Raw genomic sequence first — 23,122 nt, 5'->3', positions numbered from 1 at the left:
AATGGCTCTGGAAAAGCATAAAATAAGTTTGATTTGTTTTCAAATGTCCTGCCCTGTGTAGTATGATCAAAAGTAAAAACAGCGAAAGAGTGGTTACGCATCATGTCTGATAAACAAAACAAAGATAACAAAAACAACAGCAATCAGCCATTACCGGACATTATTCATACCGCCGTTTTCAAGGCGCCGATACAAGTTGTCTGGGATACGGTCTCTACGGCGGACGGCCTGTCTCTCTGGTTTATGCCGAATGATTTCACACCTCAAGAAGACAGTGAGTTTCAGCTGGAATCTCCGTTCGGTCCGTCTCCGTGCAAGCTGCTGGATATTGAAGCGCCGTACCGCCTTTCTTTTTCATGGGATACGGAAGGCTGGATCGTTTCTTTTGTCTTAAAGGAAACGGAAAGCGGAAATACTGAATTCACTCTCATTCACGGCGGATGGAAAGAGCCGGAAGCCGTTATCAATAAAGTCAATCGGAAAAGCTCCGAGATTCACAGTACGATGGATCAAGGATGGAACGGGCTTGTCAACACGAAACTTCGCGGGGCGGTTGAGGCTTAACACAAAAGGACGGACACGCTTTCCGTCCTTTTTTTGATGCCGATACATAAAAACTGACTTTGCAAAGACACTAACAGAAGAACCGAAAACTTCTTTCAGGGGGCGCTGTTTATGTATTATTACAAAGAAGAGCTGATCAATATCATTAAACCGGACAAGCCGGACCCGGCCGCGGCCAAGGTGCTTCAGGAAATTTTAGGCGGGCATTACGGGGAAATGCGGACGATGATGCAATACTTTTTCCAAAGCTCTAATTTCAGAGGAAAAGAAAAACAGTTCCGCGACCTGCTTCGCGGTGTATTTTTAGAAGAGATCGCACACGTTGAGCTCGTCCAGCATACGATTAATGCGCTGCTCGATGAAAGCGGCGCTGAGGGCGCCGGAAATCGGGCAGCAGATCAGGCGCCGCTTGACGAAGCGGTTAAACACGCCAATCCGCACCATTTTATCATCGGGGCGCAAAGTTCTCTTCCTGTAGACGCCGGCGGCAATCCATGGAACGGGTCTTGGGTATACAACCACGGGAATCTGATTGCCGACTTATTGGACAATGTCGTGCTGGAATCAACCGGCGTGCTGCAAAAAACGCGCATTTATGAAATGAGTTCTAACCAGACGTTCAGAGAAACACTCGGTTTCCTGATCGTCCGTGACAACGCCCATCAAAATGCATTTACAAAAGCGCTGGAAACACTGGGTGTCGAATGGGGCAAATTATTTCCCGTGCCGAATTATGATATTGAAAAATACCCGGAATGCCGGAAATTCGTTGAGATGGGTTATCATAATACCCAATTTAATTTCAGACTGGACCCCACACGGATCGGAGAAATTCTGCAGGGAACGACGCCGAGCCGAAACGGCGGCGAATTAAGTGTGTCCGAGCCTCCTAAAGGTTTCCCCGTCCCGGAACTTCCCGAGCTTCCGAATGAGCAAAGCCCCGGACTGAAAGATATGAACTTGTAACAAAAAACGCCTGTTTCGGGCGTTTTTTGTTTTTCTGAATATGAGGTTTGAATGTGTTCAAAACGGGGAATATAAGCCGGGAGATCTTGCCATACGGCCGTTATTTTGATGTGAGCACATTTCTGTACATACTTCGTTTCGAAAGTTGTCCTAATTTTCCAGCCGGCCGGCTGGGTATGTTTGAATGATAATGGGAATTATGTAAAGAGAACAATGTCTTTTTTAAGGAGGCAGCGAATGTCTAAGCAAGGAAACTTCCAGAAAACTATGTCACTTTTTGATCTTATTTTAATCGGCATGGGAGCCATATTCGGTTCGGCATGGCTGTTTGCCGTCAGTAACGTCGCCTCTAAAGCGGGCCCGTCAGGCGTTTTTTCCTGGCTGATCGGCGGGGGAATCATCTTATTGATCGGCTTGGTTTATGCGGAACTGGGCGCCGCGCTGCCGCGGACCGGGGGAATTATCCGGTATCCCGTATATTCACATGGACACCTGGTCGGATATTTAATTTCCTTTGTCACCATTGTGGCATACACGAGTCTTATTTCTATAGAAGTCACGGCAGTCCGCCAATACGTGGCGTATTGGTTTCCCGGTTTGACCGTAAAAGGCTCTGATTCGCCGACAATTGCCGGATGGATATTGCAATTTGCGCTGCTCTGCCTGTTCTTCCTCCTCAATTACTGGAGTGTCAAAACCTTTGCGAAAGCAAACTTCATTATTTCGATTTTTAAATATGTCGTACCGATTACGGTAATTGTTGTACTGATTTTTCATTTTCACCCGGGCAATATGACCGTTCACGGATTCGCGCCTTTTGGTTTCACCGGAATTCAGGCCGCGATTTCCACAGGCGGCGTCATGTTTGCATACCTTGGGCTGCATCCGATTGTGGCTGTCGCGAGTGAAGTGCAGAATCCGAAGCGGAACATTCCGATCGCATTGATTGTCTGTATTATCGTTTCTACTATTATTTACACCGTACTGCAGCTCACTTTTATCGGGGCGATCCCGGCGGATACCCTGAAGCACGGATGGCCGGCTATCGGGACTGAATTCTCCCTTCCGTTCAAAGATATCGCCGTTTTGCTCGGTTTGGGGTGGCTGGCGACATTGGTCATTTTAGATGCGATTTTATCACCGGGCGGTAACGGAAATATCTTTATGAATACGACTTCACGTCTCGTCTATGCCTGGGCCAGAAACGGAACATTATTCAGCATTTTTTCTAAAGTCAATAAAGAAACCGGGACACCGCGCGCCTCCCTTTGGCTTTCGTTCGGTCTGGCTGTTTTTTGGACGCTTCCGTTCCCTTCTTGGAACGCTCTTGTTAACGTATGCTCCGTCGCATTGATTCTGTCTTATGCGATTGCGCCGATTTCTTCTGCGGCGCTGAGAGTCAACGCGAAGAATATTAACAGACCGTTTTATTTAAAAGGGATGAGCATCATCGGGCCGCTGTCGTTTATTTTTACCTCTTATATTGTATATTGGTCCGGATGGCGCACCGTATCCTGGCTTCTCGGTTCTCAAATTGTCATGTTTCTGATCTATCTCTGTTTCAGTAAATATGCTCCCAAAGATGATGTCAGCATACGCCAGCAGCTGAAATCCGCATGGTGGATCGTCGGCTTTTATGTCATGATGCTGATTTTCTCCTATCTCGGCTCGTTCGGCCACGGATTGGGCATTATCAGCAATCCGCTTGACCTGATTCTGATCGCCATCGGTTCGCTCGGTATTTATTACTGGGCAAAATATACGGGTCTGCCGAAGGCTATGATCGACAGTGATAAATGACGAATGCCGGAAAGAAGTATGGTCTTCTTTCCGGTATTTTTATGTTAAGGGATGACAAAAAAGCGAACATACGATAAAATGAATGACAGTCATTCATAAAAGGAGGAACCCCTCTATTGGCAAAACAAAGCTCGGGAAAATACGAAAAGATCCTGCAAGCCGCGATTGAAGTCATTTCTGAAAAAGGATTGGATAAAGCATCCATTTCAGAAATCGTCAAAAAAGCCGGAACGGCCCAAGGTACGTTTTACTTATATTTTTCTTCTAAAAACGCACTGATATCCGCGATTGCAGAAAACCTGCTCGACACTACGCTGGACAGAATAAAAGGGAAAACGGACGGTTCTGAAGATTTTTGGACGTTGCTGGACATTTTGGTAGATGAGACATTTCACATCACCCGGCTTCATAAAGATATTATCGTTCTCTGTTATTCCGGTCTTGCCATCGATCATTCAATGGAGAAATGGGAAGCCATTTATCAGCCTTATTATTCCTGGCTGGAAGGTGTGATCAATACGGCCATTGAACAGGGTGAGGTCATCAGCGGCATTCATGTCAGATGGACGGCCAGAACGATTATCAACGTTGTCGAGAACGCAGCTGAACGGTTTTATATCGGCTGTGAACAGGATGTCGATCTCGAAGTATATAAAAAAGAAATATTCAGCTTTCTCAAAAGAAGCTTGCAGAAATGATTGGCGGAGACCGATCATTTTTGACCCCCGTAAAAATGACTGACATTCATTCATAACTGAGGTGACTGTATCATGTATTGGCTGCTTGTATTGATAGCCGGATTGTTAGAAGTAGTTTGGGCGTCCGCCCTGAAGCATGCGGATTCGCTCTTTGATTGGATTGGTATTTTCCTTTTGATTGCCGTCAGCTTTCTGATGCTGATCCGCTCTTATAAAAAAATTCCGATGGCTGCCGCATATACCGTTTTTGTCGGAATAGGCACCGTCGGCACATATGTAACGGGCGTCATTTTAGGCGAATCGTTTTCAATCGGGCAAATATTCTTTTTGGCTTTGCTGTTGTCCGGCATTTTAGGAATGAAGGTATTTACGAAAGAAACTGAAACAAGGGGTGAACATTAATGGCATGGCTGCTGTTATTTATTGCCGGAGCGGAGGAAGTTGTAGCGGCCGTTGCCATGAAACATATTGACGGTTTTAAAAAAAAGTGGCCGCTGATTGTCATGGTAACAGGCTTTATGCTTTCATTCTTTTGCCTTTCCGGCGCGATGCAGGTTCTTCCCACAGGTGTCGCGTATGCGGCTTGGACCGGCATGGGAAGCATCGGCGTTTCTGCCGTGGGCATACTTTGGTTTAAAGAAAAATTCAATCTGTCACAATTGGTGTCTCTGGGGCTTATCCTCATTGGTGTCATCGGCTTAAAACTGACAGCGTGACGGCCTGAGACAGCTTTTTAAACAAAAAACAAAGGACCCTAAACGGGCCCTTTGTTTTTTTATGCTGTTTTGATCTGTTCCGCTTTTCCCGCTCCGACTCCGAAAATGAAAATCAGAACGGAGACTGCGATCAGCATGAATAACGGAACCGTCCAGCCGTGCGTGATGTCATGCAGCAAACCGAATACAAGCGGTCCGAACGCGGCAAGCAGGTATCCGAATGACTGGGCCATGCCGGAAAGCGCCGCGGCTTCATGAACATGCCGGGTCCGCAGGCTGAAGAACATCATCGCCAGACTGAACGCACAGCCTCCCGCAATTCCGATCAAAATGACCCATAGCGGAGTGAGAGCCGGGCTTCCGAAAAGAACGCCGGCAATGCCGATAAGGAAAAATAAAGCCGTCAGTCCGGCGAGTGCGCGCTGATTTTTCATTTTAGCGGCAGCGATCGGCACGATAAAAGTAATCGGCAGGACTGAGAATTGCATTAATGAAAGCATCCATCCCGCCTTACTTGAGCTGAGTCCATTCTGCTGAAGAATTTCCGGCAGCCAGGCGATGACGGTGTAAAAAATAAGGGATTGCAGCCCCATGAACATCGTCACCTTCCAAGCCAGCGGAGACCGCATCAGACTGTTTTTCTTCTCTCCGTTTGTCCCAGTCGTGCGGACGGGCAGTTCGCGTCCTCGCATTTGCGGAATCCACATGACGAACGCAATAAAAGAAAGGATAGCCCAGCAGCCGAGCGCGCCTTTCCAGCCTAACCCCGCTGAAGAGGCGATCGGCACGCTGATGCCGGATGCAATCGCGCCGCACAGATTCATAGAAACCGAGTAGACGCCGGTCATGATGCCTAAATTTCCGGGAAACTTATGTTTAATGAGACTCGGCAGCAGGACGTTGCATACGGCGATCGACAATCCCAACAGGATCGTTCCGAAAAAGAGAGTGCCGATTCCGGCGATGGAGCGCAGCAGAGTTCCGGCTGTCAGGACAATTAATGATGACAGTAAGACAATCTCGGTCCCGAAGCGCCGGGACAATAATGGAACAAACGGCGACAGACATGCAAAGGCCAAAAGCGGCACTGTCGTAATGGTGCCGGCAGCCGCATTGGTCATGCCGAGGCTGTCCCGAATTGAGGAAACGAGCGGCCCGACCGATGTCAGAGGCGCTCTGAGGTTGGCCCCTATCAATATGACTCCGATGACCAGCAATATCAGTTTTTTACGATGACTTGCTTGCAGAATTTGATGTTCGTCTTCAATTTTCATGTTCATCCTCCATGTGTATTGTATCTTTAAATACTGTGATGTATTGGTTGACGGCCTCCATGGCCTGATCCGGTTTCTGTCCGATAATCGCGGCGGCAAGCTGGGTGTGGATCCGGATAGCAGGGGTGATTTCCAACAGGTTATGGACTGACGCACAAAGCGCCTCCGTCATATGCTCGTATAGATCAGAAAGCATATTGTTATGGGCCGCCTGTACAATTGTTTTGTGCAGCTTAATGTCGGCTTCGGCATACCGTTTTCGATCTTCATTTTGCAAGGCCGCTTCACATTCATCCAAGCATGCCTTCAGTGCTTTCAGGTCTTCGTCATTACGCCTTTCCGCCGCCAATCGTGCAGCTTCTCTTTCGAGTGCGTATCTGACTTCTAATGTTTCAAGCAAATTTGATTTTTTAATATGGCGGTAAAATGCCGCGCCGAGAACACTGGATGAGCTGACATACGTACCGCTCCCCTGCTTTGTCTGCAGCAGGCCGGCATGTACGAGCGCCCGAATGGCCTCACGTAACGTGTTTCGGCTCACATCAAATTGCTTCATTAAATCCAGCTCAGGGGGAATGCGCGTCCCGACCGGCCATTTATCCGATTGAATTAACGATTCAATTTGCGCCACCACTTGTTCTACGAGCGACAGTCTGCTTGTTTTGGATATCTCCATCAAAACACCTCTGAAATTTGTAGGATGATTCTATCATTGGGTAATATAACATAAAAGAAGCGACGATGTAAATCAGCGGCATCAAAAAAAGAGTGAGTTTTTCTCTCACTCTTCGGCGCTTTTATGAACGTTTTATATTGACTGAGGTCACGACAAACTTGTCATGACGGTGGCGGGAAAATGAATATTCAAAGGGAGTGCCGTTGTCCAAAAAGCCTACATGCTCGACTTCAAGTATCGGGTCATCCGGCCGGCAGCCGAGATATTGCTGATCCATGTCATCCGACTTGCACGCTCTGATTTTTCTGTGTGAGCCTGCGATTTTGAGCTGCAGTTCCCGCGTAATATGATCGTAGATGGAATGGTTGAGCACCTCGTCATTAATGCCGGGTATAAGGCTCGCCGGCATGTATGTTTTTTCAAGAACGTACGGTTCGCCTTCAACAATTCTGAGCCTCACTACATAATAGACGGGAGTCTTTTCATCGATGGCCAAATGTGCGGCGACATCTTGAGACGGAAACTGCACTTCAAACCGGATGACCTTGCTCTTGATATTTTTGCCTTTTAACAAATTGCTCAAGCCGAGAATTTCGTTGCTGACTACGTGAACGTGCTCATCCTGCATGGCTGATTGAATGATAAATGTGCCGTGCCCTCTTTTTCTGAAAAGCATCCCTTCGGCCGCAAGTGTATCAAGCGCCCGCTTCATCGTCATCCGGCTGCACCCGAACTCCGCAGCGAGCGTCTTTTCATCCGGGATCGGCTGATCTATGTCATATACACTGCTTTTAATCCTCTTTCTCATTTCGTTGGCGATTTTTTCGTACTTATTCATCGGTTTCCTCCGGCTGTATAATGTTTGATCTGTATAGACTCCTTACGGTTATCATAAATTTTTTTCCCTGCTTCATCAATGACGTTACAGCCGCCGATATTGAAATTGAAAGGATTTCCTCGAATTTTCTATGGAATCTCCCTCACTATTATGGTAGAATTTTTTGCAGAAACGGACACAGCCGAATATTGCATACATTGTATAACCTCAATGATATGGTTTGAGGGTGTCTACCAGGAACCGTAAAATCCTGATTACAAAAATTGTCCCGTACACTTTTTGTAATCAGGATTTTTTATTTTCTAAAAAATAAAAAAAGGAGTATCTGTACATGAATTTCAAAGTATTTCTGCTTGCAGCATCTACCATCGCAGTCGGTTTGGTTGAATTAATTGTGGGCGGTATTCTTCCGCAAATCGCTTCCGACTTAGATATATCCATCGTCAGCGCGGGGCAGCTGATCAGCGTGTTTGCGCTCGGTTACGCGGTATCCGGCCCGCTGCTTTTGGCAGTGACGGCAAAGGCTGAACGAAAGCGGCTTTATTTAATCGCACTGTTTATTTTCTTCCTAAGTAATCTGGTCGCTTATTTCAGTCCCAATTTCGCCGTTCTTATGGTGTCACGGGTGCTCGCTTCCATGAGCACAGGGCTGATTGTCGTCCTTTCTTTAACGATTGCTCCTAAAATCGTGGCGCCTGAATACAGAGCGCGGGCGATCGGCATCATTTTCATGGGGTTCAGCTCCGCAATCGCTTTAGGCGTGCCTGTCGGCATTATCATCAGCAATGCCTTCGGTTGGCGTGTTCTGTTCTTGGGAATCGGCGTATTATCTCTCATTTCCATGCTGATTATCAGCGTCTTTTTTGAAAAAATACCTGCTGAAAAAATGATTCCGTTTCGTGAGCAGATCAAGACGATCGGGACCGCCAAAATTGCCAGCGCACATCTTGTCACCTTGTTTACATTGGCGGGGCATTACACACTCTATGCCTACTTTGCGCCTTTTTTGGAAAGAACGCTTCATTTGAGTTCCGTTTGGGTCAGTGTATGCTACTTTTTGTTCGGTCTGTCAGCGGTATGCGGCGGCCCGTTCGGAGGCTGGCTGTATGACCGTTTAGGAGCATTTAAAAGCATCATGCTTGTGACCGTTTCTTTCGCTCTGATCCTGTTTATTCTTCCGCTGACAACGGTTTCTTTAATCATTTTCCTGCCTGCGATGGTGATCTGGGGATTGCTCAGCTGGAGCCTTGCGCCGGCGCAGCAAAGCTATTTAATCAAAATTGCGCCTGAGTCTTCTGATATTCAGCAAAGCTTCAACACGTCCGCTTTGCAGATCGGCATCGCGCTCGGGTCAGCCATCGGCGGCGGCGTGATCGGACAAACCGGTTCTGTCACAGCAACAGCCTGGTGCGGCGGTTTGATTGTCATTATCGCTGTCGCTTTAGCTGTATTCTCTTTAACGAGACCTGCCTTGAAAAGAAAATCCGCATAAATGTGAGACCGCAAAAAAGCCAAAGGAGTTCCTTCGGCTTTGGCGGTCTTTTTATTTTGCGGCAGCAAGCTCGTCTTCTGTCACCCATTTATGATTGGTTACTTTTTGGCCGCCGTCAGTCGGTGTATAGTCGACCATATAAACGGTTGTCTTTTTGGCTGAATCAATAACGGCTTCGGCGCCCTTCATGCCTTTCATATGGGATGCCTCGATCACGGCCTTGTCACCCGGTTTTAACGTTTGATCACCGGCGCCCTTCAGCTCTTCCTGAATGACCCATTTGTGATCTTCGACGCGCTTTCCTCCCGTTTCCGGAGTGTAAGATACACTGTAAACCGTTGTATCATAAGCACCTTTTACGGTTCCTTGCGCATTTTTCATGCCTTTCATATGAGAAGCTGAAATCATGACGTCACTGCCGACTTTATAAGTCGGATTTTCGGCCTTCTTTAAACCTTTCGGCACCTCGGATGAACCTGAGTGATTCATGTCTTCGTGAGAGTGCGTTTCTTTGTCTTTCGCTTTTTCGCTTCCTCCTGAAGATTGGCTGTTGCATCCGGCAAGCGCCAGAACGGGGATCAGGAGAAACATGCTGAATAAAAATAGTCTCGCTTTCATTTCAAGAACTCCTTTGCCTTTTTGATTTTTCATTTTCCCTTTCGTTTCTTCGGTAAAACAAAAAGATGGCCTGTCATTTCTCCTAATTCTTCAACTCTCTCTTTATTGCCTTTTATCAGGTGAAATTGTTCACAAAATGTACACATTAATAGAGATGCAGTATAATTCAATTATCAGATAATAGGGGGAACTCATCATGAAAACGAAGGTTTTTGCGGTGGTATTGGGCGCTGTTTTAATGATTGCGGGGTTGGTTTTGGCAGAAGTTTCGCTTTATATGGAATACATCACAATGGTCGGAGCTATGATTTTTTCTTCTATATTTATGTCAGAGCCGAAAAGAAAATTTCGCGTCATCAAAGGGGTTTGACTTCTCTATTACCGCCGTCTTCTCAGGACGGCGGTTTTGTTTTGCATGTCACTCAGTCTATCCGCAAAGCCGTTTCTTCTGTGCCGTCCTGATATAAAACGAAATGCGGGGCTGTTTGTGCTTTATCACCTGCAAATTCAATTTCAAGCGGCAGCGCCCTGACAAAATAACGGGTTTCCGTCATTGGGAATAATTCGAATGGTGTCTGCCCGTCTATTGTAAGATACAATCGGTTTTCTTTTACCGTCACCGATGCATGTGTGTCATCCTGAAATGAGTAATTGCCGGTAAATCTGCTGTAAATCGCAGGATCGATATCTGCTTTTTTCTGATCCGCCGGACGTTTCGGAATCACGTATGGCTGATCAAATAAGATGTTTACGGCCGCGGCAATCACAGCTTGTTCAAATTGATACGATTGTTCCATATTGCTGAGATAAATCAGTGTTTTGTTCTGGTCAATATACCGGATCATCAGAGTTGAATAGCCCGGCCAGCCTCCGTCGTGACTGATAACCTTCCCTTTTTGGCGGCTGTTTTGAATCATCCAGCCAAATCCGTATCCGAATTGCTCTTCTTCATTCCAATAGCCCGGCGTAAACGCTTGATCTTTAGACTCTTTGCCGATGATTTCTTCCGTATAAAGAGCCTGATCAAACAGATATAAATCTCTAATAGTGGAGTTAACGGTTCCGTCACCTTGTATCCCGTCAAGAAAGACGACATAATCGGTTTCCTCAAGTTCATCCGGCAGCACATATTCTCCGGAATGAACATCATACACATAGCCATATGCATAGTTCGGAATGTTTTCTTTACTCAGCCTTCTGTTATAAATCCGCGTATCATGCATACGAAGCGGATGAAATACGGCTTGTTTCATAAATTCAGCAAAACTCATGCCTGATACAATTTCTATAATAACCGCTAACACCGCATACCCCGTATTACTGTAAAGCCAATCCTTGCCCGGCGGGAAATAAGCATCCGGTTTATGCTGCTTAAGCATATCGATCACATCTTGATTAACGGCAATTCTGTCCCGGTCCCAATGTGTTAAAAATAACTCCATATAGTCCGGCAATCCTGACGTATGATGGAGTAGTTGCCGAATGGTAATGCCCGGATAAGGAAAATCAGGAAGCCACCGCTCTATCATATCGTCATAACGCAGCTTCCCTTGCTGCTCTAAAATGATAACGCCTAAAGCTGTAAACGGCTTCGATACTGAGGCCAATTCAAAGACCGATTGGTCATTCAGCATCCTCTTTGTTTTCAGTTCTGCAGCGCCGAATGAACCCTGATATAAGATGCGGCCGTTTTCCGCTGCCAATACAGCTCCGTTTATTTCATGTCTTCCGTCTAAAGTGCTGAAAAGCTGTTCAAAAGCTTGTTTTTTCTTATCGTTCATTTCACGAACCTCCATATACAAGCTGATTTACTCTTTTATACGAACAGCCGCTTTAGAAGTTTCAATATTTTTCCTTACTGGAACACCAGTCAGTAAACTGCCGTTCAGGCAGCCGCGGGGGTTTGATGAAGGTCTTTTATTCGCACCATACTGTGCAGGCTTCGAACTCAACATGCTTCTCGTCTTTTTTTGCACCGGCAATTTCCATAGTCGAAAACATCGCACAGACGACGGCTTTGTATTCGTTCATGACGGTTTGAATTTCAATCAGAAACCGTTCGGATGAAGCCGCGTATTCCGTTACGTATTCTTTCATTTTGCCGATAATATCATCTGCCTGACGGATGAAGCCGGCCGCCTCCAAGTCACTCTCAAACTGGTTTTTGTTGATCATATGAATATGCATTTTTCAAGGCCCCTTTCAGCAGCGTTTTGTGGTTATATCCACTGTAAAGGACAGGCTTGGATAAACTTTTAATAAAATATGAACAAAATATGAATTGGCTCATCGGCCTGACCGGCGGGCTTTCGGCTGTGCTCCGTTTCATTTGGACTACCTGAAATAATGACTTCTTTACTCTATGAAAAACAGCTCATATATGATCTAATACCAGTAAAATGAACGTTAGGAGGCGGCCTATGTCAGCAGCAGGAAATCGGCAAAAATTTTGGGTCATGGCGATGCTTATAGCGGTCTTTGCCGTGTTTGTTTTCTCTTTTTCTGAGAATCATTCACAAAAGAACTGGCACACGGCGGTTGACCAGGCGTCAGTGAATGTCTTCGGCCAGCAGATCTTTGAAAAAGACCGTCTGGCAAAAACACTCGACGCACGTGAGGCAGAATCTCTTCTGACTCTTGTGAAACTTGCAAATGAAGAACATCACATCATCTAAAAGCCATTATAAAAAGCCTGTTTCCCTTTGGCAGAGGAAACAGGCTTTTTCCATGTATTATTGAGCATGTTTTTGTTCAATAAACCGGTCGATCCGGGCCAGAACATCCTTCATGTCCATACATTCTTTAAAGCTTTCATTAATGGCTTGAATGCCTTGTTTGTATTTTCCGTTATGCAGCACTTCTTCCGCGGCAAGCTTTACCTTTTCAGCGCTCACTTCATCTTTTTGCACTGTATAGCCTGCATCCAATTCAGTCAGGCGGCGCGCAACCATCGGCTGGTCTTTATCATGCGGAATAACGACCAGCGGCACTTGATAATGAATGCCTTCATTTACACTGTTCATTCCGCCATGCGTGACAAACACGTCGGCCTGCTCCAGCACTTCAAGCTGCGGCACGTACGGGGCGATAATAAAGTTTTCCGGCGCCTGTTTGATTTTCGACAGATCGGCTTTTTCCCCGGCGGCAATGACTACTTTTCCTTCAAAATCTGAGAACGCGTCTATGCACAGATTGAAAAACGCTTCCGTGTCCCCGAGCACCGTTCCCATTGAGATATAAATGACTTTTTCATTCTTTAATGAGTCAATCGGGAAGTCGACGCGCCCTTTTCTCTTCGGAAAACTCGGACCGATAAATAAATACTCATCTCCGAATGTCTCACTTTCGGGCTGAAAATATCTGCTTGTATAGACGACGTTCAATTCACCTGTGTTGTTCATAAATTGAACCATGCTGTCAGGGGCGACACCGTATTTGTCTTTCATCTCGGCCAACAGCTCTTCACATTCCCTGTCCGGCTGAAACGGCACGCCCGATTCCGGATGGAGCGGCAGTATTTTCAGACGGTCTTCATTGAACAGGAAGGATGCTGAAGAAGAGATGCCGGGAATGTTGAGATAATCCCGCACCAGCTCTCCCGCACCGAATTTATCATAATAGACGGCGTCGAATTGAATGTCCTCTGCCAGCCGCTGCACAATATGTAAAATCTCCAGTGACGTTTTGATATGAACCTTTAAAAATGCAAGTATGCCGGACGGACTGCCGGGATCAATAGGTGTCATTCTGAGCAGATCGCTGTGAAGGTGAACTTTCGCTCCTACTCCTTCCAGTCTGCTTTTGTATTTTTCCGTTGAGATATAATGAACGTGATCGCCCCGTTCGCTGAAGGCCTTTGTCATACCCAAAGTCGGGTTTACGTGTCCTTCTGCGGGAAAATTGATCATCAGAATATGTTTCGCCATTTTTCAAACTCCTTTGCCTTTTTTGCGTCTCTTCTATATCCATCATAAATGACGCGGAAAAAATCATGCAAGGAACATCCGTCAGGTCTTTATGACGGTTCGATGACATCGGCAAAAAAGACAAGGCTTTTCACCTTGTCTATCGTGATGATTCGTCTGTTTCTCCCGCTTTGAGCACGCCTTTCAGATGTTCTTCATCATGCTTGAGATGCTCCGTCATATATTGCACGGCTTTTGTTTTATCGCCCTTTTTTATTTCTTCAAAGACTTTCCGGTGCTCATGCAGGATAACCTCCGCACGGTCATCTCCTTTAAAATTAAGAACTCTGCAAAAATGAATCAGCACATTGACATGCTCAAGCAGCATGGCCAGCCGGCTGTTGCGGCTGAAATCCACAAGAAGCCGATGAAACGACTCGTTTAAGGAAATAATCTCAGTCTCTTTGACGCCTTTATTGATGGCTTCTTCCGTCTCCCGCAGCTGTTTTTCAATGAGGTCAATTTCACTCTCAGCCGCTTCATCAATAACCAGTTCGACCGCCAGTGATTCAAGTGACATTCTGATTTGATAAATCTCTTCAACATCCTTAACGGACAAAGAATAAATGACAAAGCCGTTTCGATCGTCTGCTGTCAGAAGCCCGTCCTTTTCAAGGAGCCGCATGGCTTCTCTGACCGGCGACCGGCTGACTCCGAAATCCTTAGCCAGCTGAGTCTCATTCAGCCGTTCACCCGGTTTAAAAATCCCGTCAAATATCATTTTTTTCAATTGGGAATAAAATTGCAGATAATACGGGATTGGCTTATCTAATTTAAAATTATCCATCTTTCCTACCTCTTCATACAATTTAGGCCTTATTGTTACCAAGATCATATAACAGTTTATCTATGGAAGCAACATTCCCGAGCTTGTCAGCATATCGGATGTGGCGTAATATGGAATTATAGCGAACGACGGTCGACGGTCTGCCGTAAACCGAAAACAATTCATTCAGAGGTGACGGAAACATGAAAACATACAAGATTGCCAGCATACCGGGGGACGGTGTGGGGAAAGAAGTCGTTCCGCAAGCGGAGCGGGTGTTGAACGCGATCGCCGAATTACATGGAGGCATTGCCTTTGATTTCACTTCTTTTCCGTGGAGCTGCGAGTATTATTTGGAGCACGGGACTATGATGCCGGATGATGGACTAGAAACGTTACAGCACTTTGATGCTTTGTTTTTGGGAGCAGTGGGGAATCAAAAACTCGTCCCCGATCATGTTTCGCTGTGGGGGCTGCTCATCAAGATACGCCGGGAATTTGAACAGGTGATTAATGTGCGGCCGGCGAAGCTCCTGCCGGGAATCACTTCCCCCCTCGTTAACCCGAAGGATTTTGATCTGATAGTCGTCCGCGAAAACAGTGAGGGCGAGTACAGCTCTGTCGGCGGCAGAATCTATCAGGGTGAGGACGAAATCGCCATACAAAACGCGGTCTTTTCCCGACGGGGTACAGAAAGAGTGATGCGGTATGCTTTCGAACTGGCGGCAAGTCGGCGGAAACACGTCACAAGCGCGACGAAATCAAACGGTATTGTTCACTCGATGCCGTTCTGGGATGACATCTTTAAAGAGGTCAGCCGGGAGTACGCCGGGATTGAGACGGATTCCCAGCACATCGATGCACTGGCGGCCTTCTTTGTCACGCAGCCGGAACGCTTTGATGTCATTGTCGCTTCGAATCTGTTCGGAGATGTGCTGACAGATATCGGCGCGGCGATTATGGGAAGCGTCGGAATCGCTCCCGCAGCCAACATCAATGTAAACGGCAAATATCCTTCCATGTTTGAGCCTGTTCACGGTTCCGCCCCGGATATTGTCGGAAAAGGAATTGCCAATCCTATAGGACAAATATGGACGGCGAAATTAATGCTCGATTCATTCGGAGAAGAGGAACTGGGCCATCTCCTCTTACAATCTATTGAAACGGTCACAAACAGCGGCATTCTGACTCCTGATGCCGGCGGAAAACATTCAACGGAAGATGTCACTTCCGCTATTATTTCTCAAATAAACAAATAACATTTTATGAGGAGAGAGAAAATGGATTCTTTTCGTGAACAATTTGAAAAGCATGTGACCCATGATTCAATTAAGGTAAATGGCATCCGCCTTCATTACGTCTTTACGGGAAAGGAGGATGCTCCCCCCGTCATTCTCCTGCACGGCTTTCCGCAAAGCTGGGTGACGTGGCGTTATGTGATTCCGACGCTTGCCGCTTCTCATAGAGTCATCGCAGTTGATCTGAGGGGCTACGGCGATTCTGAAAAGCCGAGCGGCATAAACGGCTATGATAACAAAACGATGGCAGGCGATATACAAGGTCTGATGCGCCGCCTGCATATACAAAAAGCGTTAATTGCCGGGCATGACAGAGGCGCAAGAGTAGCAAGGCGGCTCGCTTTAGATGCGCCGGAGCTGGCGGCAGGCCTTGTGCTCATTGACATTATGCCGACTGAATACGTCTATGATTCTTTGACGGCAGCTGAAGCGGCAAAAAAATACTGGCACTGGACATTTCAGGTCGTTCCCCATCTGCCGGAAGAATTAATAAAAGGAAAAGAAGAGGAATATCTTAGATTTTTATTAAGCAGAGGTGACGGGCTTTTTGACCTGCTGGCATCAGACGGCGCCTGGGACCGGTACTTAGCCGCCTGGAAGCAGCCCGGCGCTGTTCAAGCTGCGCTTAATGACTACAGAGCCGCTTATCAAATTGATTTGCCGAGATATCGTTCAGAAAAGGAATCACAGAAAAAACTGGATGTTCCCACGCTTTTGCTGTGGGGAGAAAAAGGGAACTTAGCCGGCCTTCCCGTGCTTGACACATGGAGAGAATCAATTCGTGAAGTCAGCGGATATGAGGTAAAAGGCTGCGGCCATTATGTCCCCGAGGAAAAACCGACAGAAGCTGCCCGCAGGATTATCGATTTTTCAAAAACGGTTTTTTAAGGGGCGCACCACACCGAAACAGGCAGACTCTTAAAACCCGGCCTGATGATTTACCTTCTCTATCACAGGCCGGATCATTCATAAGTGAAATGGTGCTGAACCAGTTCCTCTCTTTTTCCTGCTTGCTGCCTTAATCAAAATAAACGGGTTCGTCCGGATGTTTGAGATATGCAAACATCTTTTCAATCTGACTTTCCGTATTGCGGGCTTCAGATAGCGGCGGCAGCTCCGTTTCCGCAAAAAAGCCGGCCGCGCTTGTTTCCGTTCCCTCCCTGAGCCGGCCGCCGATGATCTCGCATTTGATAAACACTTTGTAAACGTGGGCGGCGGACGGCGGGTGGGAATGGCATTTCTTATCCATTACAGCTAACAGTTTAACGGGCTTTACGTCGATTCCCGACTCCTCTTTTACTTCTTTGACAGCGGTCTCGCCCGGTGAAATCCCGATATCAGCCCATCCGCCCGGCAGCGCCCATCTGCCGTCGCTTTTCTCTCTTACCATTAATATACTCTGATCTTTAAAAACTGCCGCTCTGATATCAACTTTCGGAGTGGGATAGCCCGTGTCACCGGCGAATACGTCTTTGATGATCCTTTTGTCGATGCCGGTATGATGCGCCATGATATCCACGCTTATTTTTCTTATTTCTTCAAATCTCTCAATATCATATATGTCTTTGGAATAAGCCAGCCCCGCTTGCGCCGCGGATTGAAGCTGTTTTGCCCATTCAAGCCATTTTGACTCCATTTTTTCACCGCCTTATGTTAATTGACGAAACCCCGAATTGCACCTTGAGAGTACCGTTGCCCATGATCCGTTTCTGCTCCTTGTTTTCTGTTTATGGCGGAGCGAATCCTGCCGGGAAATCAGAAAAAAGCCATTCATTTGCTGAATGGCTTTTTTTCATTTTCTATTTTTCTTTCATGACGAGAACGACGCCTGAAACAATAAGGGCCGCCCCGATCCAGAAGGTTCCTCCGATCGATTCTCCCAACAGCAGCCAGCCGAGCAATGTCCCGGAAAGCGGCTGAAAGAAGAAAAACAGACCGCCGCTTGCCGCATTCAGCAATTGCAATCCGCGATTCCAAAGCATGAACGCGCAGGCGGTTGAGATCACACCCAGATATAAAAGTCCGCCCCATATCTCAGGCCGGGCAAGCTGAGACAAAGGAATCTCCCGAAGCGGGCCCGCTGTAAACGGGGTCAGGATGACAAATGCGACGCAAATAGAATACGTTGTGACGACAAGCGGTGAGTAATGGCCGGGAACCCGTTTCATCAGCACGGACATCAAAGCCCATGTCAGCGCCGCAGCCAGAAGCGAGAGACCGCCGAGCTGGCTCGACATATCGAGATCTCCGTTCCCCACAATGAGCAATACTCCGATCGTCGCCAGCCCTGTCGATATTCCTTTTTTCAGCGTTAACCGTTCTTTCAGCATCAGCCGGGCAAATACAACCATAAATGCGGGAGTGGATGCCGTAATAATCGCACCCATCTGCGCGGTTGATAATTTCGTGCCGATTTCCTGCGTGACGATCGAAATCGTGTTGCCGATCAATCCGATCGCAGCGATCAGTAATAAATCACGTTTATGAACTTTCCAGGATTGGCGTGTAAATAAACTGAGAATCAAAAGTGAAAGAAGCGCCACCGCATATCTCAGCCATACCAGTTCAAGCGGCGGAATGACCGCTACCACTACTTTTACAACGACATACATACCGCCCCAGATACTGGCGGCCAATGCCAAATAAATCGAACCGAACAATGTATTTTTCAATTGATGCACCCTCCGTTATCATATTAGGTCACGTCATATGCCCTAACGGAGAGAAGCGCAGTCACTTTCCTCCATTAAGGGCGGAGAAGTGCTGCCGGTACATCATGTTCAAATAAGGGCGCTAGAAACATATCGTTTTTCACCTCAATTGCAATCTGATTTTTCTCATTATACAAGGTTTGTCAGAAGACGTAAACGAACGGCGGCATCGGCTTTATCGATTGCGGACTGGCAGCTGGATTCTTGTGATCTGATTGTCAAACCCGTCCGCCACAACCTCATCAAGCATATATTCTTCATATGCATAATCGCCTATTTCCAGCCCATACTCTTCAATAAACTGCATGATGCTGCGGTAAGCCGCTTCCGCTTCATCCCCTATTTGGTACCCGACGGCATAAAGCCCTTTCGGCTTGATATGGAGGTCTCTATTCTCTATGCCTTCTTCTGTCTTCATATATAAATGGGTGTAGTTGTAGAATTCTTTTTTCAGAATCTGCTCCCGCGCAAACAGTCCGCCGACCGGATGCCCCTGATCGAGTTCATGTACCCGCATATAGCGGATCAATTCGGAAATGGCGGCAGTGTATTGCCGTTCTGGCAAATGGAGTACGGGTCGTCCTATCATAAGTGTCTCTTCATCTAATCGTTGCAATGAGATGGAGGAAAAGTCTGTCTCCAAGGCTTGTTCGGTCAGCTTCACCTTTGTCTGAATCATTCTTTGCAGGTGCTCCAGCTTTTTGATTTTGCTTTCGATTTCTGAAGATTTCTCTTTTAAAAGCGTGATGATACCTTCGGGGGTTTTGTCTGTTAAGAGCGGTTTGATCTGCTTCAAGGGCACCCCGACCTCCTTAAACAGACCGATGACCTGGAACAGTTCGAATTGATGATAGGAATAGTATCTGTATCCGTTCGCTTTTTTGATTTCCGGAGAAAGCAGGCCGATCTCGTCATAATGGAACAGGGTTTGTTTTTTTACGTGGCACAGTTTTGCAAATTCACCCGTTGTGAAGTATTTTCTGACGTCTTCGCTCATAATGCCTCCTTGACTATACGGTAACCATATCCTTTATGATGATCATTGTATCCGAGAGAAGGCTGATTCACAAATGGCTTACGCAATGAAAGCTTTACCGTCTCAGAAAAAGCGGAAGAGGAGTATCAAGTATGACGATTGAAATCAGAGCAGTCACGGAAGAGAACCGTGCCGATATACTGGCGCTTCATGTAAGGGAAAGCCAGACTTCATTTATTGAAACCGCGGAAGAGTGCTTACAAGATGCTGAGGATTGCCGGCATTATCAGCCGGCCGGTCTTTATGTTAACGGGGAATTGGTCGGCTTTGCCATGTACGGATGGTTTCCGGAATATGATGAGGAAAATGAAAACGGCAGAGTGTGGCTTGACCGTTTTTTTATTGATGAACATTATCAGGGACGGGGATTGGGCAGGCTGTTGCTTGATGCCCTTATCCGCCATCTCGTTCGAATATATGAGTGCAGACGGATTTATTTAAGTCTGTTTGAAGATAACGTGCACGCATTGCGGCTTTATCAAAAATTCGGCTTCTTATTCAATGGAGAGCTGGACTCAAACGGGGAAAAAGTGATGGTGAAAGAGCTGTAAACCCTCTGTATAAAAGCGATTCGGCTTCTTGCCAATCCCTCAAATTTGAGGTAACATAAAGATAATGAACGACGGTCGACGGACTACGGTCGATTGTCAAAAACCTGATAAAGCGGATCTGAACATGGTGATCAGGCATCTAAATGGAGGAGAAGATTGTGCTTATTATACTCGTTATGTTTCTTCTCGGGATTATTCTCGGGTTTATCGGCGCGGGGGGAGCCGGTTTTGTCATTGCACTTTTAACTATACTGTTTCACGTACCGATTCATACGGCTTTGGGCACCTCCCTCGCCGGAATGGCTTTCACAAGTTTATCGGGGGCTTTCAGCCACTACCGTGAAGGCAATATTCAGATGAAGATCGGCCTCATCGTCGGCGTTTTTGCGGCATTCGGTTCGTTTTTCGGGGCAAGGCTTACTTCCCTTATCCCCGCAGATTTGCTGCATTACTTGACGGCCGGCATGCTGTTTTTATCTGCTCTGCTTATTTTAGTCCGGTTATTTATTGTAAAAGAAACACAAGAAGATTCCGGACGGCAAAGCAACCTGAACATATGGGTGAAAGCCGTTGTACTCGGTATCATCGCAGGAATCTTGTCCGGAACGTTCGGTATCGGCTCTGCTCCTTTTATCCAAATCGGCTTAATGATTCTTTTGCGCTTATCCATCCGCCAGTCGGTCGGCACCACCATGCTTGTCATTATCCCGCTTGCGGTCGGCGGAGGACTCGGTTATGTGACGGAAGGATTTGTCGATTATATACTGTTGGTCAAAGTGCTGATCGGCACGATGTGCGGCGCATATGTCGGAGCGAAATTCACCAACCACGTGCCGAAAGTCATTCTGAAATCAGCCATCTTTTTAACACCGGCCATCGCCGGTTTGATGCTTTTATTTTAAACTGAAACGGGAGGCGGCCGCCTCCCGTTTTTTCTGTTCTTCACCTGTTTTCGAAGAGCTTTTTCAGCTTTGCTTCCGTTTCGGTATGATCTACCGGCGTATACACACTGCAACGCAGATCACTGTTGCCCTGAACCTGAAATGAAGTCAGGTTAAAGACCATTTTTCCCGCCTTCGCGTGGCGGAACTCAATTAATACTTCGGGTGCCGAGCTGACTTCGCTCTCATTCCACAGCGTATGAAATTCCGAATACGTTTTCTCCATTTCTTCTATAAACTGAGAATACCACGTATCAGCTACATACTGGCCGTAATACGTTCTGAAAATGGCGATGAATCCTTTCACAAAGTGCTCCCAGTTCACGGCTAAACTTCTTAATTCTTTTCTGGAAAACAATAGCTCTATGAGATTCCGTTTTTCAGGAGGAATTTGTTCAAAATCTAAAAACACGTGAGCCGCGGCCTGATTCCATCCTACGATATGACACCGCCTGTCCGAGATAATGGTGGGGCAATAACGGAGCTCCTGCAGGATTTTTGAAAGCGACGGGCTGATAACCGCTTCTTCCTCCGCGGTAAACGGCTGCTTCACGCCCTCCTCAATGGCAAGCGCGTATAAATAATTTCTCTCATCTTTATTGAGCTGCAGTGCATCGGAAACCGCGTCCAACACGGCTGCGGACACTTTAATGTCTCTGCCCTGCTCCAGCCACGTATACCACGTGGTGCTTACGCCGGCTAATTGCGCGACCTCTTCTCTTCGGAGTCCGGGCGTTCTTCTCCGTGTGCCCATCGGCAGCCCGGCCATCTGCGGAGAAATTTTGGCCCGCTGCGTTTTTAAAAACTCTGAGAGCGCCTGCAATCTTCCTTCTGGTATCATACCGAATCTCTCCTCTCTTACCCTGGTATTCATTATACTAGGATAATCAACAACTTGTAATAGGATAATTGCGAGTTACAATAAATACATACCGAAGGAGGAATGACCATGAAAAGAGTTGTGATCACCGGAATGGGAGTGATTTCACCTCTCGGCAATGATGTGCATACATTTTGGAAACACCTGACGGAAGGAACATCGGGAATCTCTCTCATCGATTCGTTTGATGTCTCCGGCTCCAAGACAAAAATAGCCGGCACCGTCCGTGATTTTGACGCAGAAGAAAGATGGGGCAGAAAAGAAGCGAGACGGCTTGACCGTTTCAGCCAGTTTGCTTTAGCGGCAGCGGAACAGGCGCTTGAAAGCTCCGGGATTCAGCTCGATCAGATTGACCGTGAACGCCTCGGCGTGTACGTCGGCTCGGGAATCGGCGGCATCACGACTTTGATTGATAACGTTCATACTTTAAATGAACGGGGAGCGCGAAAAGTGAGCCCGAGCCTTGTCCCCATGATGATCTCAAACGCGGCCGCCGCTCAAATCAGCATCAGATTAGGCGCGCTCGGCCCCTCACTTTCTCCCGTCACCGCGTGTTCCATCGGCAATACGTCGATCGGGGAAGCATTCAACGCCATTCGGAATGATGACGCAGATATTATGTTTGCCGGGGGAGCGGAAGCGGCGATTACGAATTTGTCATTAGCCAGCTTCGGCAATGCCCACGCGCTGTCAGCGAGAAACGAAGACCCCGCCGCGGCAAGCCGGCCGTTTGACGCTGATCGCGATGGGTTTGTCATGAGTGAAGGCGCGGGCATCTTAGTATTGGAATCATTGGATAGCGCAATCGGCAGAAACGCCCCGATCCTCTGTGAGGTGCTCGGCTACGGCGCAAGCTCTGACGCGTATCATATGGTGGCCTCCCATCCGGAAGGGACGGGCGCATACCTGGCGATGAAAAACGCTTTGAAAAAGGCGAACGTTTCAGCGAAAGACATTGATGTCGTAAGCGCCCACGCGACAAGCACAAAAGCCGGAGATCTTTCTGAAACATTGGCAATCAAAACATTATTCGGGGAGCTTGCGTATGACATTCCGGTTACGGCCAACAAATCAATGCTCGGCCACATGCTTGGCGCGGCAGGCGGCGTTGAAGCCATCGCTCTGACAGAAAGCCTGAGACACGGCATCATCCCGCCGACGATCAATCTGCAGCACCCTGATTCGGCATGTGATTTGGACTATGTGTCAGACGGGCCCCGCCATCAATCGTTAACGATCGGCCTTTCCAACTCATTCGGCTTTGGCGGACATAATTCGGCGATCGTGCTGAAGAAATATGAATAGCGGGCATCAAAAAAAGGAGTGAATCAT

26 protein-coding genes and 1 riboswitch are annotated in these 23,122 nt (G+C 47.1%); of the genes, 14 read left to right on the top strand and 12 right to left on the bottom strand.

The window, feature by feature from the left end; genetic code table 11:
- The first annotated feature begins 102 nt into the window (after positions 1-102).
- From VP472_RS03015 to VP472_RS02990, 6 genes are all read left to right on the top strand, one after another.
- Positions 103-564: an SRPBCC family protein gene (locus VP472_RS03015; RefSeq protein WP_071392078.1), complete on the top strand. Its 462-nt coding sequence runs from the start codon at positions 103-105 to the stop codon at positions 562-564.
- 111 nt (positions 565-675) lie between these two features.
- Positions 676-1,530 carry a manganese catalase family protein gene (locus VP472_RS03010; protein ID WP_146276229.1) on the top strand — a complete coding sequence of 285 codons (855 nt, stop codon included), beginning with the start codon at positions 676-678 and terminating at the stop codon, positions 1,528-1,530.
- Positions 1,531-1,767: 237 nt separating this feature from the next.
- Positions 1,768-3,330: an APC family permease gene (locus VP472_RS03005; RefSeq protein ID WP_007409293.1), complete on the top strand. Its 1,563-nt coding sequence runs from the start codon at positions 1,768-1,770 to the stop codon at positions 3,328-3,330.
- 116 nt (positions 3,331-3,446) lie between these two features.
- The gene (locus VP472_RS03000; RefSeq protein WP_014304461.1) at positions 3,447-4,028 is read left to right on the top strand and encodes a TetR/AcrR family transcriptional regulator; all 582 of its coding nucleotides are present in this window, start codon (positions 3,447-3,449) and stop codon (positions 4,026-4,028) included.
- Positions 4,029-4,100: 72 nt separating this feature from the next.
- The gene (locus VP472_RS02995; protein WP_003156023.1) at positions 4,101-4,430 is read left to right on the top strand and encodes a DMT family transporter; all 330 of its coding nucleotides are present in this window, start codon (positions 4,101-4,103) and stop codon (positions 4,428-4,430) included.
- On the top strand, positions 4,430-4,744 hold the full coding sequence (locus VP472_RS02990) for a DMT family transporter (protein WP_003156024.1): 315 nt from the start codon (positions 4,430-4,432) through the stop codon (positions 4,742-4,744). The genes VP472_RS02995 and VP472_RS02990 overlap by 1 nt, the downstream gene beginning before the upstream one ends.
- Before the next feature lie 59 nt (positions 4,745-4,803).
- On the opposite strand, the gene VP472_RS02985 is transcribed toward VP472_RS02990, so the two are convergent.
- The 3 genes from VP472_RS02985 to VP472_RS02975 form a co-directional block, all read right to left on the bottom strand.
- A complete protein-coding gene (locus VP472_RS02985) occupies positions 4,804-6,018 on the bottom strand; it encodes a CynX/NimT family MFS transporter (protein WP_015416938.1) in 1,215 nt (404 codons plus the stop codon).
- On the bottom strand, positions 6,008-6,694 hold the full coding sequence (locus tag VP472_RS02980; RefSeq protein WP_102422393.1) for a FadR/GntR family transcriptional regulator: 687 nt from the start codon (positions 6,692-6,694) through the stop codon (positions 6,008-6,010). Before VP472_RS02980 ends, VP472_RS02985 begins: the two co-directional genes overlap by 11 nt.
- A 121-nt stretch (positions 6,695-6,815) precedes the next feature.
- Positions 6,816-7,532, bottom strand: coding sequence for a GntR family transcriptional regulator (locus VP472_RS02975; RefSeq protein ID WP_007409298.1), 717 nt, complete (start codon positions 7,530-7,532; stop codon positions 6,816-6,818).
- Positions 7,533-7,709: 177 nt separating this feature from the next.
- A riboswitch (purine riboswitch) is annotated at positions 7,710-7,809 on the top strand.
- 54 nt (positions 7,810-7,863) lie between these two features.
- On the opposite strand from VP472_RS02975, the gene VP472_RS02970 reads away from it, so the two are divergent.
- Complete coding sequence (locus tag VP472_RS02970; protein WP_015388619.1) at positions 7,864-9,024, top strand: MFS transporter; 1,161 nt, start codon at positions 7,864-7,866, stop codon at positions 9,022-9,024.
- Between the two features lie 51 nt (positions 9,025-9,075).
- Here the strand turns inward: VP472_RS02970 and VP472_RS02965 are convergent, their stop codons facing one another.
- A complete protein-coding gene (locus tag VP472_RS02965; RefSeq protein WP_146276227.1) occupies positions 9,076-9,642 on the bottom strand; it encodes a YdhK family protein in 567 nt (188 codons plus the stop codon).
- Between the two features lie 196 nt (positions 9,643-9,838).
- Between VP472_RS02965 and VP472_RS02960 the strand changes: the two genes are divergently transcribed.
- On the top strand, positions 9,839-10,012 hold the full coding sequence (locus VP472_RS02960) for a hypothetical protein (protein WP_003156030.1): 174 nt from the start codon (positions 9,839-9,841) through the stop codon (positions 10,010-10,012).
- A 52-nt stretch (positions 10,013-10,064) separates the two neighbouring features.
- Here VP472_RS02960 and VP472_RS02955 read toward each other — a convergent pair whose 3' ends face one another.
- Together VP472_RS02955 and VP472_RS02950 are read right to left on the bottom strand one after the other, a co-directional pair.
- On the bottom strand, positions 10,065-11,423 hold the full coding sequence (locus tag VP472_RS02955) for a serine hydrolase (RefSeq protein ID WP_077721876.1): 1,359 nt from the start codon (positions 11,421-11,423) through the stop codon (positions 10,065-10,067).
- Between the two features lie 136 nt (positions 11,424-11,559).
- A complete protein-coding gene (locus VP472_RS02950) occupies positions 11,560-11,829 on the bottom strand; it encodes a hypothetical protein (RefSeq protein WP_015416934.1) in 270 nt (89 codons plus the stop codon).
- 233 nt (positions 11,830-12,062) lie between these two features.
- Here VP472_RS02950 and VP472_RS02945 point away from each other — a divergent pair, with 233 nt between their 5' ends.
- Positions 12,063-12,317 carry a hypothetical protein gene (locus VP472_RS02945; protein WP_015416933.1) on the top strand — a complete coding sequence of 85 codons (255 nt, stop codon included), beginning with the start codon at positions 12,063-12,065 and terminating at the stop codon, positions 12,315-12,317.
- 57 nt (positions 12,318-12,374) lie between these two features.
- Here VP472_RS02945 and VP472_RS02940 read toward each other — a convergent pair whose 3' ends face one another.
- Both VP472_RS02940 and VP472_RS02935 read right to left on the bottom strand, forming a co-directional pair.
- Positions 12,375-13,568, bottom strand: coding sequence for a macrolide family glycosyltransferase (locus VP472_RS02940; protein ID WP_053573708.1), 1,194 nt, complete (start codon positions 13,566-13,568; stop codon positions 12,375-12,377).
- 139 nt (positions 13,569-13,707) lie between these two features.
- Positions 13,708-14,394, bottom strand: a complete 687-nt coding sequence (locus VP472_RS02935; RefSeq protein WP_060386780.1) for a GntR family transcriptional regulator — start codon at positions 14,392-14,394, stop codon at positions 13,708-13,710.
- 182 nt (positions 14,395-14,576) lie between these two features.
- Here VP472_RS02935 and VP472_RS02930 point away from each other — a divergent pair, with 182 nt between their 5' ends.
- Both VP472_RS02930 and VP472_RS02925 read left to right on the top strand, forming a co-directional pair.
- Complete coding sequence (locus tag VP472_RS02930; protein WP_077721874.1) at positions 14,577-15,632, top strand: tartrate dehydrogenase; 1,056 nt, start codon at positions 14,577-14,579, stop codon at positions 15,630-15,632.
- A gap of 21 nt (positions 15,633-15,653) precedes the next feature.
- On the top strand, positions 15,654-16,559 hold the full coding sequence (locus VP472_RS02925) for an alpha/beta fold hydrolase (RefSeq protein ID WP_077721873.1): 906 nt from the start codon (positions 15,654-15,656) through the stop codon (positions 16,557-16,559).
- Positions 16,560-16,689: 130 nt separating this feature from the next.
- On the opposite strand, the gene VP472_RS02920 is transcribed toward VP472_RS02925, so the two are convergent.
- The 3 genes from VP472_RS02920 to VP472_RS02910 all read right to left on the bottom strand — a co-directional run bounded on the left by VP472_RS02920 (position 16,690) and on the right by VP472_RS02910 (position 19,379).
- Positions 16,690-17,307 (bottom strand): NUDIX hydrolase, encoded by a 618-nt coding sequence (locus VP472_RS02920; RefSeq protein WP_146276225.1) that lies wholly within the window; start codon positions 17,305-17,307, stop codon positions 16,690-16,692.
- 163 nt (positions 17,308-17,470) lie between these two features.
- Positions 17,471-18,343 (bottom strand): DMT family transporter, encoded by an 873-nt coding sequence (locus VP472_RS02915; protein WP_071181560.1) that lies wholly within the window; start codon positions 18,341-18,343, stop codon positions 17,471-17,473.
- Between the two features lie 214 nt (positions 18,344-18,557).
- Positions 18,558-19,379: a MerR family transcriptional regulator gene (locus VP472_RS02910; RefSeq protein ID WP_146276223.1), complete on the bottom strand. Its 822-nt coding sequence runs from the start codon at positions 19,377-19,379 to the stop codon at positions 18,558-18,560.
- A gap of 131 nt (positions 19,380-19,510) precedes the next feature.
- Between VP472_RS02910 and VP472_RS02905 the strand changes: the two genes are divergently transcribed.
- Together VP472_RS02905 and VP472_RS02900 are read left to right on the top strand one after the other, a co-directional pair.
- Positions 19,511-19,969 carry a GNAT family N-acetyltransferase gene (locus VP472_RS02905; RefSeq protein ID WP_146276221.1) on the top strand — a complete coding sequence of 153 codons (459 nt, stop codon included), beginning with the start codon at positions 19,511-19,513 and terminating at the stop codon, positions 19,967-19,969.
- Between the two features lie 158 nt (positions 19,970-20,127).
- Complete coding sequence (locus tag VP472_RS02900; protein ID WP_146276219.1) at positions 20,128-20,871, top strand: sulfite exporter TauE/SafE family protein; 744 nt, start codon at positions 20,128-20,130, stop codon at positions 20,869-20,871.
- Positions 20,872-20,911: 40 nt separating this feature from the next.
- On the opposite strand, the gene VP472_RS02895 is transcribed toward VP472_RS02900, so the two are convergent.
- Positions 20,912-21,751: a helix-turn-helix transcriptional regulator gene (locus tag VP472_RS02895; protein WP_014417044.1), complete on the bottom strand. Its 840-nt coding sequence runs from the start codon at positions 21,749-21,751 to the stop codon at positions 20,912-20,914.
- Between the two features lie 108 nt (positions 21,752-21,859).
- Between VP472_RS02895 and fabF the strand changes: the two genes are divergently transcribed.
- A complete protein-coding gene (gene fabF, locus VP472_RS02890) occupies positions 21,860-23,095 on the top strand; it encodes a beta-ketoacyl-ACP synthase II (RefSeq protein ID WP_003156054.1) in 1,236 nt (411 codons plus the stop codon).
- The last annotated feature ends 27 nt before the right edge of the window (positions 23,096-23,122 follow it).

The sequence above is a fragment of the Bacillus sp. MT(2024) genome (assembly GCF_036362845.1).
GTDB lineage: Bacteria > Bacillota > Bacilli > Bacillales > Bacillaceae > Bacillus > Bacillus velezensis.
This window is presented reverse-complemented; position numbering and strand designations above follow the sequence as displayed.

Bases quoted from the DNA above. Each gene is read 5' to 3' on its own strand.
- VP472_RS02940 (WP_053573708.1), bottom strand. From the start codon at position 13,568: ATGGCGAAACATATTCTGATGATCAATTTTCCCGCAGAAGGACACGTA.
- VP472_RS03010 (WP_146276229.1), top strand. From the start codon at position 676: ATGTATTATTACAAAGAAGAGCTGATCAATATCATTAAACCGGACAAG.
- VP472_RS02910 (WP_146276223.1), bottom strand. From the start codon at position 19,379: ATGAGCGAAGACGTCAGAAAATACTTCACAACGGGTGAATTTGCAAAA.
- VP472_RS02955 (WP_077721876.1), bottom strand. From the start codon at position 11,423: ATGAACGATAAGAAAAAACAAGCTTTTGAACAGCTTTTCAGCACTTTA.
- VP472_RS02925 (WP_077721873.1), top strand. From the start codon at position 15,654: ATGGATTCTTTTCGTGAACAATTTGAAAAGCATGTGACCCATGATTCA.
- VP472_RS02905 (WP_146276221.1), top strand. From the start codon at position 19,511: ATGACGATTGAAATCAGAGCAGTCACGGAAGAGAACCGTGCCGATATA.
- VP472_RS03005 (WP_007409293.1), top strand. From the start codon at position 1,768: ATGTCTAAGCAAGGAAACTTCCAGAAAACTATGTCACTTTTTGATCTT.
- VP472_RS02965 (WP_146276227.1), bottom strand. From the start codon at position 9,642: ATGAAAGCGAGACTATTTTTATTCAGCATGTTTCTCCTGATCCCCGTT.
- VP472_RS02895 (WP_014417044.1), bottom strand. From the start codon at position 21,751: ATGATACCAGAAGGAAGATTGCAGGCGCTCTCAGAGTTTTTAAAAACG.
- VP472_RS02935 (WP_060386780.1), bottom strand. From the start codon at position 14,394: ATGGATAATTTTAAATTAGATAAGCCAATCCCGTATTATCTGCAATTT.
- VP472_RS03015 (WP_071392078.1), top strand. From the start codon at position 103: ATGTCTGATAAACAAAACAAAGATAACAAAAACAACAGCAATCAGCCA.
- VP472_RS02945 (WP_015416933.1), top strand. From the start codon at position 12,063: ATGTCAGCAGCAGGAAATCGGCAAAAATTTTGGGTCATGGCGATGCTT.
- VP472_RS02930 (WP_077721874.1), top strand. From the start codon at position 14,577: ATGAAAACATACAAGATTGCCAGCATACCGGGGGACGGTGTGGGGAAA.
- VP472_RS02980 (WP_102422393.1), bottom strand. From the start codon at position 6,694: ATGGAGATATCCAAAACAAGCAGACTGTCGCTCGTAGAACAAGTGGTG.
- VP472_RS02985 (WP_015416938.1), bottom strand. From the start codon at position 6,018: ATGAAAATTGAAGACGAACATCAAATTCTGCAAGCAAGTCATCGTAAA.
- VP472_RS02920 (WP_146276225.1), bottom strand. From the start codon at position 17,307: ATGGAGTCAAAATGGCTTGAATGGGCAAAACAGCTTCAATCCGCGGCG.
- VP472_RS02975 (WP_007409298.1), bottom strand. From the start codon at position 7,532: ATGAATAAGTACGAAAAAATCGCCAACGAAATGAGAAAGAGGATTAAA.
- VP472_RS02950 (WP_015416934.1), bottom strand. From the start codon at position 11,829: ATGCATATTCATATGATCAACAAAAACCAGTTTGAGAGTGACTTGGAG.
- fabF (WP_003156054.1), top strand. From the start codon at position 21,860: ATGAAAAGAGTTGTGATCACCGGAATGGGAGTGATTTCACCTCTCGGC.
- VP472_RS02960 (WP_003156030.1), top strand. From the start codon at position 9,839: ATGAAAACGAAGGTTTTTGCGGTGGTATTGGGCGCTGTTTTAATGATT.
- VP472_RS02970 (WP_015388619.1), top strand. From the start codon at position 7,864: ATGAATTTCAAAGTATTTCTGCTTGCAGCATCTACCATCGCAGTCGGT.
- VP472_RS02995 (WP_003156023.1), top strand. From the start codon at position 4,101: ATGTATTGGCTGCTTGTATTGATAGCCGGATTGTTAGAAGTAGTTTGG.
- VP472_RS02990 (WP_003156024.1), top strand. From the start codon at position 4,430: ATGGCATGGCTGCTGTTATTTATTGCCGGAGCGGAGGAAGTTGTAGCG.